Here is a 10,581-nt window from a genome sequence, read left to right as displayed (position 1 = left end):
CGTGCCGATGGAGCTCAATGACTACAAATGCTTAATGCCGTCGCCGCTAGCAGGCATGCTGCCCAGGTGCGTGGTAGAATCAGCCGCACCGCTTCCCCGTATTATCCCGCCGCGAAATTTAACCCGCCCGGCAGCGTGTCGCGAAACTCGCAAACGGCAATTTCATCCCACGCCCGCCACGGAATTGACCCGCCGCCCCTTCGTTCTTGGAGACTCTCGCATGCGATCGAGAATGCTTCGCAGCTCGAACTCCCTGTTGGCTGCTTGTCCCGATCTGCGGGGCCAGGCAAGTGCATGCCGGATCGCCCTCTGGTTGATCACCGCGATTGTCATGTTCGGCAGCGTTCGGACCGCATTCGGCGAAACAAATTGGCCCGGCTGGGGCGGTCCCACAGGCACCCATCACACTTCCGAAACCGGACTGCCCCTGAATTGGAGCGATGACGACATCATCTGGAAGACGCCCCTCGTAGGCGAGGGGCAGTCGAGCCCGGCCATCTGGGGCGACCAGATTTTTCTCACCACCGCGCCCGAGGACGGACATCGCCGGGTCGTCATGGCGCTTGATCGGCGTGATGGCCAGATCCTTTGGGAGCAGACGGCCTGGACCGGCGAGCCGGAAGAAACGCACCGCATGAATGGCTGGGCCTCGGCCACGTGCGCCACGAATGGCAAAGTGGTTATCGCCTTTTTCGGCCGCGGCGGCCTGCACGGCTATTCGCTCGATGGAAAGCATCTCTGGTCGCGCGACTTGGGACAGTTCGACGGCCCCTGGGGCACGGCCGCTAGCCCCGTGTTTTACGGCGACACAGTCATACAGAACTGTGACAGCGAGTCGAAAGAGTCATCGATCGCGGCCTTCGATTCGCGCACTGGCGAAACCATTTGGAACACGCCGCGCGAAGCGGTGCGCGGCTGGAGCACACCCCTGTTGATTCACACGGCTGGGCGCGACGAGCTCGTGCTCAATGGCGAGAAGGGGGTCCGCGGTTACGATCCCGCCACGGGCCGTGAACTGTGGTTCTGCAAAGGGTTTGCTGGCCGCGGCGAGCCGGTGCCGGCCTTTGCGCACGGCAATTTGTACGTCGTGAATGGCCTGGCCGGGGACGTCTATTCCGTCCGTCCCGGCGGCGACGGCAATGTAACTGAAACGCATCGCGTCTGGCACACGCCGCGCCGCGGCGGCCGCGACCTGCCTTCCCCCGTTGTGATCGGCAACTACATGCTGGCCATCAGCATGCCAGGCATCCTGTTTTGCTACGACTGCCAAACAGGGCAGGAACTGTGGAAGGAACGCCTGGCGGCGAACTATTCGTCGACACCGCTGGTGGCCGAAGGGCACGCCTACTTCCAGAACGACGCCGGCGAAACCGTGGTCGTCGAAGCGGGCGACTCGATCAAGACGGTTGCCAAGAGCAAACTGACATCCGAAGGGGACGAGTTGTTCCGCGCCGCGATCGTTCCCTGCCAGGGAAAGCTACTGATCCGCTCGACCAAGGCGCTGTACTGCGTCGGGGGCAAGACGGCCGAAGGGGCGGAATAGTACGACTGGAAGAATCTTTCAGCAACGGAGCAGTGTCGAAGGGTCTGAAAGCAGTTAGTGCGCCTCTCCGCGAAGTGCATCAAGCCACCGCAGAAAAAACGGTTTTGGGTCAGCCATAACTTTGCGTACCTCGAAAGGTTCTTGTTCGAACCGGATGGCCGGATCGTAATGTTCCGCGATTCTCTGTCGCTGGAGGTCCATTTCAATAATCACTGCGCCGGGTCGACGGTCTGTCACGTGGCGTTCTGCAATCGCCGCTGCTTCAGCACAGCTCACGGCAGAAATCATCAATTCCCATTCAAAAAACTGTTCACCGTCACTCAGAATCGAATTGCAGGAATAGATGGATTTTTGGTTCATTGCTTCCTCATGCCACACAAGAGAGAACCCGCCATAAAACTGGTCGTGGATCGGTCTAATCGGGCAGCGCCGCGCTGGTATGTCCTTCCAAAAGTTCAGCGCTGTTCTGCTCGATCCTCCCAATCAGATCTGGCAGTTCCAATACGGCCGGCAAGATCGAGATCCCCCACCGAAGAGTCAGTAATAAAGCAAACAGTGCCCACCGATAGGGGCTGGGAACACGTTTGCAAACCCAGAATAGAGCTGCAGGAACGCCCACCAGGACAATGAAAATGGCGAGGGCCAGTATCGCGTTCATCACCCCATAATACCCGGTTGGAGGAGTGACCTAAAACGCCGCTCAAGGAGGCGGGCAGTCCATCAGAATGCCTCGTAACTAAGCCGACCCACGACCAATTCCACGGTCGCTATTGTGCGGTCCCCGGGCAGAGTAGAATGCAGCGCCTGGCCGCAGGCCCCTGGGCCAGTCATCACATCACCCACGCATCGTCCATTGCCACGTTTCAGCGAGGTTTCCATGACCGATAAAGACATCAATTACGAAGTTCTGCCGGCCGGCATGGCAATGGACGAGACCGACGTCAACTTGCGGAGCTATTTCAGCCGCATGTCGGACGACCGGTTGCGCGAGTACGACCAACTGTGGACCGATGACGAAGTGATGGCCTGGGACGACAACTTCCGCGACGACGGCAACCTGTTCCTAGTCTGTAGCGAGCGCGACGTCGACATCGAGGAATACCGCCGCGTTCTGGCCGAGCACATTCGCTTCCGCTTCTTCGGCGTGCCCAAATAAGTCGGCAGAGGGCAGCAGGCAGTTTTTGAATTTCGTCAGACAGGCGGCGTGTCGTCTGTTATGGGTGTCGCCGCTGCTGCTCGCGAAAGCAGTTGCAATAGCCGCTCGCGATTTCGTTTGTCCTTTTCTCGTTCGTTCGATCGCCGAGGTGCGCTATGCCGGGGCTTCATCGTCATTTATTGTGCCAAGTCGTCTTACTGTTCGCGCTCTTCGTGCAGGTTGCCGCTGCGCAGGACAGCGGGACAAAGTTCTCGCCGCCGGACGACATCACGTTTCGCACGGCCACGATCTATAGCGAAGGCACGCGCATGGCCGCGGAACTTTTCGCACCGAAAGCACCGGCGACAGAAAAGCTGCCCACGATCGTTCTTTCTCACGGGTGGGGTGGAGTGGCGGCGCAGTTGCGCGGCGATGCCGTGGTCTTCGCTCGCGCAGGCTACCTGGTGCTGACGTTCGACTATCGGGGCTGGGGGACCAGCGATTCGCGCGTAATCCTCACCGGCCCCGCGCCCGCGCGTAACAAAGACCTCCGCTTTAAGGCCGAAGTGCAGGAAGTTCGCGAGGTCGTTGATCCAATCGATCAGACCACGGACCTGGCGAATGCCGTCAGTTGGATCTATGGCGAGCCGCAATGCGATCGCGAACGCCTCGGCCTGTGGGGAAGCAGCTATTCGGGTGGCCACGTCGTCTATGTCGCCGCGCGCGATCCGCGCATCAAAGCCACCGTGAGCCAGGTGCCGGCCTTCGACTCGCGCTTTGTGCTGTTAGGGGACGAAGCGGCTAAGACATTCAGCGAAGCTTCGGCCCGCACCCACGGCGAGCTTGGTTATCCGCCCCCCGGCGCGCGCGTTGTTGGCAATTTGCGCGGCGCGCCGATCCGAGAGAAGCTGATGCAATATGCCGCGGTTGAGGACGCCGCCCGGGCGCCGCACTGCGCTATGCTGTTCATACTGGCCGAAAAAGAAGAACTCTTCGACAATCGGGACCATGGGCTGAAGGCTTACGAGCGGGCCACTGGGCCGAAAAAACTGGTCACGATTCCCAATATCACGCATTACGGCGTCTACACGCAGGCAAAGAAGCAAGCGCAACAAGAAGCGCTCGCCTGGTACGACGAACATCTCAAAGGCGCCAACAAGTAAATTCAGGTAAATCATATGGATAGCGAACTTTCCACGACCCCCGACCCATCCGGAGTGGCCGAAGCGCAAGTCATTCTGAAACCGCGCAAGGCACGACCATTTTTCGGTCGCCATCCGTGGGTTCTCGACTCGGCCGTCGATCATGTCGAAGGGCAACCCGCCGACGGCGCGGTCGTCGATCTGTTGGCCGACAACGGCAAATTCGTCGCCCGAGGTTTGTACAACTCGCAAAGCCGCATTCGCGTCCGGCTCTATTCCTGGTCACCGGCAGATCGGTTGGACGCCAGTTTCTGGCAAACGCGCATCGAGCGCGCCGTCGAGCATCGCCGCCGGCTGGGCTATGACGATAAGAACGGCGCCGCGCGGCTGATCTACAGCGAAGCGGACGGGCTGAGCGGGCTGGTCGTCGATCGATATGGCCCCTACCTCGTTGCTCAAGCGACGGCGCTCGCCATGCAGAAACGGATCGACGAGCTGTTGCCGATCCTGGCCGAGGCCTCGGGCGCGCGCGGCATCGTGGTCCGCGCCGATCGATCGCTGGCACGGCTCGAAGGGCTGACCGTCGACGAGGAGCGCACCTGGGGCGAGTTACCCGACGGCGCGACGTTCATCGCCGAACATGGCATCCGCTACGGCGTCGAGCTGGGGTTGGGCCAAAAGACTGGCTTTTATCTCGATCAGCGCGAGAATCGTAAAGCGGCCGCGGCATACGCGCGCGGCGCGCGGGTGCTCGACCTATTCTGCTACACCGGCGGATTCAGCCTCGCCGCGTCGAAGCTCGGCGGCGCCTCCGAAGTCATCGGCATCGATTCGAGCGAAAAGGCCGTCGCCCTCGCCCGGGCAGGCGCCGAGTTGAACTCGCTCGCCAGCGTCCGTTTCGAGGTTTCCGACGGGTTCGATGCGCTCGATGCCCTGGTCAGTCGGCGCGAACGCTTCGATATGGTCATTCTCGACCCGCCGAAATTCACCCGCACGCGCAAATCGCTCGACGACGCACTGCGAGCCTATCATCGCATCAACCGGCTGGCCGCTTCGCTGTTGCCCCCGGGCGGAATCCTGGTCACGTGCAGTTGCTCGGGCAATGTTATGCGCGAAGACTTCTTGCACATGCTGGCCGGTGTCGCGCAGCAGTTGGGGCGCGAGATCCAGGTCCTCGACCAGCGCGGCGCCGCGCCCGACCATCCCATCAGCGCCACCTGCCTGGAAAGCGAATACTTGAAGTGCTTCATCTGTCGCGTGCTGTAGATCACGACGGCGAACTTTCGCAGGATTTTTCGTCATGGAATTCACACGACTCGGCACGAGCGGGCTGACCGTCTCGCGGTTGTGCCTGGGGACGATGACCTACGGCGCGAAAAGCTGGCGGCCGTGGGTGCTCGAGGAAGAGGAAGGGCGCCCCTTCATTCGCCGCGCCCTCGAGCTGGGAATCAACTTCTTCGACACCGCCGATATGTACTCGCTGGGCGTGAGCGAAGAGATCCTGGGCCGTGCCCTGCGCGATTTCGGACCGGCGCGCGACAAAGTCGTCGTGGCGACCAAAGTCTTCAATGCCATGAGCGACGCTCCGAACGATCGCGGACTCTCACGTAAGCATATCATGCATTCGATCGACGCCAGCTTGCGTCGTCTGGGACGGGATCACGTCGACCTTTATCAAATTCACCGCTTCGATTACGAGGCGCCGATCGAAGAGACGCTCCGTGCGCTGGATGACGTCGTCAAGGCGGGCAAAGCGCTGTACGTCGGCGCTTCATCGATGTTCGCCTGGCAGTTTGCCAAGATGCTGTACATCGCGCGACAGCTTGGCCTGACGCGGTTTGTCGCGATGCAGAACCATTACAATTTGATTTACCGCGAGGAAGAGCGCGAAATGCTGCCGCTCTGCCGTGAAGAGGGGATCGGCGTCATTCCCTGGAGCCCACTCGCGCGCGGCTTTCTGACCGGAAATCGTCGCCCGGAAGATTACGGCGAAACATTACGTGCCAAAACCGACGATTACGGCCACAAGCTGTATTATCGCCCTTCTGATTTCCAGGTAGTCGAGCGGGTAAGCGAGATCGCGGCCCGGCGCGGAATTCCTAATGCGCAAGTTGCGCTGGCCTGGTTGCTCGCCCAGCCGGGCGTCACGGCGCCGATCATCGGCGCCAGCAAAATGCAGCACCTCGAAGACGCCGTGGCGGCGCTGGGCGTAAAGCTCGACGCTGAAGAATTGAAAGCACTCGCCGAGCCTTACCAGCCGCATCCCGTGCTGGGGCACTCGTAAGTATCGTTCCTCCTTAAGTATCCCCGATTCCCGTCGACTCGACAAAACCGGCGATTCATCCGGCGTCGAGTGACGCGGGGTCGAAATCCTTGAGCAAGCTGCGCTCGGCGTCGAGTCGAAAGATTTGCAGGCCATAGCGTCCTTCATGCTCGACCCCCACGACTAACAGTTTGCCGGACGGGTGAAAGCCCATCGTCAACGCGCGCATGTCGGGCGAGCCGATCTTCAAAAGTTCAGAGCGCGTCGGAATATGCCAGAACCGCACGGTGCCGTCATCTCCAAGGCTGATCAAGGTGCGTGAATCGGACGAAAAGCAACATTCGCTGGCGGCCCCCTCGTGCCCGACGAGCTTCGCCAGCGGCCCGGGATTGCGTAAATCGGCCAGGTAAACGATCGACTCCGCTCCGGCCATCGCCAGGTAGCGACCATCCGGCGATGCGGTAATGACCCTGACGCGCTCGGGCAATTGATCGAGCACGAGGACCGGGGGCTCACCGTGCAGTCCATGTAGCAATGGTCGGCGCTCGGGGGTCAGTTCGAACCAGAGATCACCGGCCCAGGTGTGCAGAACAGCTAGATGCCCTACCGTGACCTCCTGGACGACCTTTCCGGACTGTGGATCCAGTACCAGCGCGTTATCGTAAGCGCGGCGCAGAATCAGCCACTGGCCGTCGGCCGAGAACTGCAAGGCCGCGACGCGATTGCCGAAATTGTCGGATATAACGCGTTGCTTCTGGCCGTCGCTGGTCGAGAACAGACGGACCGTGTGGCCATTCTCGAAAACCGCGAATTCGTTGCCGTTCGGGTCGAATGCGCAATAGTAGGCGGGATCCGTGAGGGCCTCGATTTCTTCGATGAGCGTGATTTCCTTACGCCATCGTAAATGTCCCGTGTGCGCATCGACCAAGTCCAATCGCCCGGTCGTCTCGTCCAGCGCCTGGACGACGGCCAGCCAGCGTCCACACGGCGAGAACCTCGTCAAAACCGGCTCGGCGGCCAGCGGCGCATCGCAAAAATCGTAATCCAGCGGCGCTCGCCAGATCTTGATATCTCCATCGACGCCTCCGGAACAGAGCCATCGACCATCCGGTGATGTGTCCACGTCGACCGTCTGCCCCACGTGTCCCAGCAGCCTCCGAATTTTATTGGGCCGGGCCTGCAGCAGATCGTCGACCCGGTACACGTACACCGCGCCGTCTCGGCCTGTAGCCAAAAGCGCGCCGGTCGGCGAATAACGCAGCGAGCGGACTCCGGCGGGAAGATGACCGGAACCGGCCAGCGACCCATCCGAGACGTTACGCAACCGCAATCCTTCTTGCGTATCGATCGACGCCACATACCCCTGTCCCATCGGTACGTAGCAGCGATTGCGAATCGACGTTTGACCATCGTTCCACAGCCGCTGTTCGTCGAGCGTGGCAGGGTCAACCAGGAAGGTCGAGGGAGGATCGAGAAACACCGCCAGCTTTTGATCGGCCGCGACATACGTCAGTTCAACGATCTCGACCGGATGGCCAGGGGCCGCCTGGAGTCCCGTCTCGGATGGCAAGAGCGGTTGGCGGCGGCAGGCTCCGGTGTCGATGTCGACAATCGATAGCACGCCTGTGTCACCCCCGAGCGCGATTTCATGACCGGTCCCGATCCATGCCAAAGCAAAGATGCGCCCCTCGTTGAGAGGCTTGTCGAAAACAACGCTCGCGTCCGATAATTGGTAAACGGCCAGTCGCCCCGTTTCACCCGCCACGGCCAGCAGCGAACCATCGGCTGAGAATTCCAGCGCCGAGACTTCGTCATTGTCCGCGAAGCGTAGTTCACTTTTCTTGGCCCAACCTTCTGTCTCCCACAAGCAAACACGGCCATCTTTGCCCCCCGACGCCACCATGTCACCGGCGGGCGAGAAGCGCACCGAATGCACACCCGTCGGGTGGGCGTGCCGGGTCACGTCGGCGCGATCCGCCTCGGTACGCAGGAAGTCCCACTCCACGCCGCAGCGCAGCGGTGGGCGTGCAATCGTCTGGCATTCGTCCAACAACGCCATCACTTCGCGCCGTCCCGAGCGGTGCAATGCGGCGGCCGCTTGTTGGATATTCGCGGCGTACTCATGCTCGCGCTCCATTGTTTCAGCCACGGCCGCGGCGGCTTCGCTGGCGGCCAACCGCTTGCCAGCCTCGACGCGATCCAATGTCCAGGCGACAACGATCGCGGCCAGCGCCAGGCTCCCCAAAACCGTCGAAAGCAACAGCGCCACGGTCTGCGGTTTTCGCTGCGCGTACTTAACGCCGTGGCGAAGCAGCGAAGCCCGCGACGCTTCGATCGGCTCGTTGCCGAGGAATCGGTCCAGGTCGGCCGCGAGCGCCTGCGCCGACCCATAGCGGTCGCCCAGCGATTTCTCCAGGCACTTGAGAACAATCGTTTCCAAGTCACTCGGCACGTCAGGTCGAATACTGCGTATCGCTCTCGGCTCGTTGTTCACAATCATCTGGCGCGTCTGGTCCGCGGTCTCGCCTTCGAACGGCCGCCGCCCGGTGATCAGCTCATAAAGAATTACGCCCAGCGAAAAAACGTCCGAGGGTTCTTTGACGTCTTCCATCTTGCCGGCCGCTTGCTCGGGCGACATGTAGAACTCGGTGCCGAACGCGGTGCCTGTGTGAGTGACGAACGAAGCCTCGGCCCCTCTTGTCCGGGCCGCCAGGCCAAAGTCGGTCACCACCGGCTCGTAGCCGAATTCCGGCTCGCCATCGCGCGGCCGCAGGAGGATATTGCTCGGTTTCAGATCGCGGTGCAGCACGCCGTGCGCGTGCGCGGCCTGTACGCTTTTGGCAACGCGACTCATGATGCCCGCGGCCAGCCGGCACGGTGCGCGGCCATGCCCGTGCAGCCACTGCGCGAGGGTCGGACCGTGGATCAGTTCCAACGCGATATAGCAACCAACATCGAAGTCGCCTGAATCGTAAATTTCGACGATGCCTGGATGATGCAGCGAAGCCATTGTCCGCGGCTCGTCGACGAAGCGTCGGCTGGCCTCGGGGTCCATCAGCACGCTGGGCCACGCGAGCTTCAGCGCCACCACCCTGGTCAAATGCGTGTCGAACGCGCGGAACACGGCGCCAAAGCCCCCCGTTCCCAGCAACGCCTCGAGCCGGTAACGGCCGATCGTGCGCGGAGGATCGAGCAATTCAGGCAACCCACACGCGACCGCATCGCGCCGGTGGACGTCGCGCGCCAATTGGCTCAGCCAGATCAACAAGCGCAGCGCCTCGGCCGCGTCCCCTTCGTCCGGAGATGAGTCGTCAGGCTGTCGGCTTACCATCGGCAAAGAATCGGTCGCCAAGCCGCGCAATTGCCCGGTCGTACGACTTGCGGATCGCGTCGGGCGCAAAGCCGGTCAACGCCGCGATCTGGGGATAGGAAAGGGTTTTGAAGAGCCGCAGCTTGATGATGAATCGCTCGTCGACGCGTAGCAATTCGTACAGCTCGGCGATGCGCGCAACGTTTTGTTTCCATTCCAGCGCGTCGTCCGGCGTTGCCCGATGGGGCGCCGCTTCCACACGCTGGCAAATATTTCGCCATAACTTTTCGTATAGCGGACGGTTGTTTCGGCAGCGATGATTTCGTGCGCATTCCAGCCGCCGATTGCGCAAAATCGTTCGCGCCCAGCGGCGAAAGGCCGTGAACGACAATCGATCGAAACGGCCGAAATGCTCGCGCGCCGTGACCAGTGTGTCTTGAATTAAATCGGACCGGCCGCGTGAAGCACTCACGGCAAACCCATTTCGCTGCGCGCGAAACTCATCCCACAGCGATGCGGACAGCGCTTCGATCAGCAAGTCCAGCGCCTTCTCGCAGCCGGCTTGCGCCGCAACGACCAGTGCGTCTAAACTTTCGCAGGACTCTACCGCCACGGAAAAACCGGCGTTCATCGCGAGCCCCCTCGACAATCCTCCGACGTCATGCTCCGACATGACGCAATCGGCTGACCTGCCCCGATCAGCCGACGCGGAGAGCGATTTTAGGATCGCTGAAAGGCCGTCTGGTGTCAACGTAACACTTTATAACGTTCCCGAAATCATTAAATATGCATATTTAGCGATATATGAAGAAGTGTTAACCACCCATGAGGTCGTGCGTCGCCACATTCTCCATCTGGGACATGGGAGTTACCGCAGGACATCCATCGCCTGGCAGCGCTTGCTTAGAGCCGGTTTCAAAACCTACGTAGACAGATAGTGATGCAGGCTAAGAGGATAAAGGCTTGGTAGACGTTGCTGTAGTATTCGTAGCGGACGACGAGTCTGCGGAAGTTGTGCAGCCAGGCGATGGTGCGTTCGATCTTCCAGCGGCGACGATATCGTCGCAGTTTTCGGCCGTCTTGCGTGTTCGGTTTCGTACGACCTCGGCGATGAGGGCAGACCAGGTCCCAGCCCTTAGCCAGCAGGTTGCTTCTCAGCTTGTCACTGTCATAGGCGCGATCGGCGAT

9 protein-coding genes are annotated in these 10,581 nt (G+C 61.0%); 5 read left to right on the top strand and 4 right to left on the bottom strand.

Annotated elements, in window-relative coordinates; all coding sequences use genetic code 11:
- Positions 1 to 220: 220 nt before the first annotated feature.
- Positions 221 to 1,543, top strand: coding sequence for a PQQ-binding-like beta-propeller repeat protein (locus tag VGN12_02990; GenBank protein HEY4308396.1), 1,323 nt, complete (start codon positions 221 to 223; stop codon positions 1,541 to 1,543).
- A gap of 54 nt (positions 1,544 to 1,597) precedes the next feature.
- On the opposite strand, the gene VGN12_02985 is transcribed toward VGN12_02990, so the two are convergent.
- Complete coding sequence (locus tag VGN12_02985) at positions 1,598 to 1,903, bottom strand: hypothetical protein (GenBank protein ID HEY4308395.1); 306 nt, start codon at positions 1,901 to 1,903, stop codon at positions 1,598 to 1,600.
- Positions 1,904 to 2,420: 517 nt separating this feature from the next.
- On the opposite strand from VGN12_02985, the gene VGN12_02980 reads away from it, so the two are divergent.
- From VGN12_02980 to VGN12_02965, 4 genes are all read left to right on the top strand, one after another.
- Positions 2,421 to 2,699: a hypothetical protein gene (locus VGN12_02980; protein HEY4308394.1), complete on the top strand. Its 279-nt coding sequence runs from the start codon at positions 2,421 to 2,423 to the stop codon at positions 2,697 to 2,699.
- A gap of 155 nt (positions 2,700 to 2,854) precedes the next feature.
- Positions 2,855 to 3,841 (top strand): alpha/beta fold hydrolase, encoded by a 987-nt coding sequence (locus VGN12_02975; protein ID HEY4308393.1) that lies wholly within the window; start codon positions 2,855 to 2,857, stop codon positions 3,839 to 3,841.
- A 15-nt stretch (positions 3,842 to 3,856) separates the two neighbouring features.
- Entirely contained in the window at positions 3,857 to 5,086 is a 1,230-nt protein-coding gene (locus tag VGN12_02970; GenBank protein HEY4308392.1) for a class I SAM-dependent rRNA methyltransferase, read from the top strand.
- Positions 5,087 to 5,120: 34 nt separating this feature from the next.
- Positions 5,121 to 6,104, top strand: a complete 984-nt coding sequence (locus tag VGN12_02965; protein HEY4308391.1) for an aldo/keto reductase — start codon at positions 5,121 to 5,123, stop codon at positions 6,102 to 6,104.
- Positions 6,105 to 6,159: 55 nt separating this feature from the next.
- Here the strand turns inward: VGN12_02965 and VGN12_02960 are convergent, their stop codons facing one another.
- From VGN12_02960 to VGN12_02950, 3 genes are all read right to left on the bottom strand, one after another.
- The gene (locus tag VGN12_02960) at positions 6,160 to 9,414 is read right to left on the bottom strand and encodes a serine/threonine-protein kinase (GenBank protein HEY4308390.1); all 3,255 of its coding nucleotides are present in this window, start codon (positions 9,412 to 9,414) and stop codon (positions 6,160 to 6,162) included.
- Positions 9,395 to 10,066 carry a sigma-70 family RNA polymerase sigma factor gene (locus VGN12_02955; GenBank protein ID HEY4308389.1) on the bottom strand — a complete coding sequence of 224 codons (672 nt, stop codon included), beginning with the start codon at positions 10,064 to 10,066 and terminating at the stop codon, positions 9,395 to 9,397. Before VGN12_02955 ends, VGN12_02960 begins: the two co-directional genes overlap by 20 nt.
- Positions 10,067 to 10,308: 242 nt before the next feature.
- On the bottom strand, positions 10,309 to 10,581 hold a 273-nt coding region (locus VGN12_02950), incomplete at its 5' end, for a transposase (GenBank protein HEY4308388.1).

Source organism: Pirellulales bacterium (assembly GCA_036499395.1).
In the GTDB taxonomy this organism is placed as follows: domain Bacteria; phylum Planctomycetota; class Planctomycetia; order Pirellulales; family JACPPG01; genus JACPPG01.
This window is presented reverse-complemented; position numbering and strand designations above follow the sequence as displayed.

Bases quoted from the DNA above. Each gene is read 5' to 3' on its own strand.
- VGN12_02970 (HEY4308392.1), top strand. From the start codon at position 3,857: ATGGATAGCGAACTTTCCACGACCCCCGACCCATCCGGAGTGGCCGAA.
- VGN12_02975 (HEY4308393.1), top strand. From the start codon at position 2,855: ATGCCGGGGCTTCATCGTCATTTATTGTGCCAAGTCGTCTTACTGTTC.
- VGN12_02985 (HEY4308395.1), bottom strand. From the start codon at position 1,903: ATGAACCAAAAATCCATCTATTCCTGCAATTCGATTCTGAGTGACGGT.
- VGN12_02980 (HEY4308394.1), top strand. From the start codon at position 2,421: ATGACCGATAAAGACATCAATTACGAAGTTCTGCCGGCCGGCATGGCA.
- VGN12_02960 (HEY4308390.1), bottom strand. From the start codon at position 9,414: ATGGTAAGCCGACAGCCTGACGACTCATCTCCGGACGAAGGGGACGCG.
- VGN12_02955 (HEY4308389.1), bottom strand. From the start codon at position 10,066: ATGTCGGAGCATGACGTCGGAGGATTGTCGAGGGGGCTCGCGATGAAC.
- VGN12_02965 (HEY4308391.1), top strand. From the start codon at position 5,121: ATGGAATTCACACGACTCGGCACGAGCGGGCTGACCGTCTCGCGGTTG.
- VGN12_02990 (HEY4308396.1), top strand. From the start codon at position 221: ATGCGATCGAGAATGCTTCGCAGCTCGAACTCCCTGTTGGCTGCTTGT.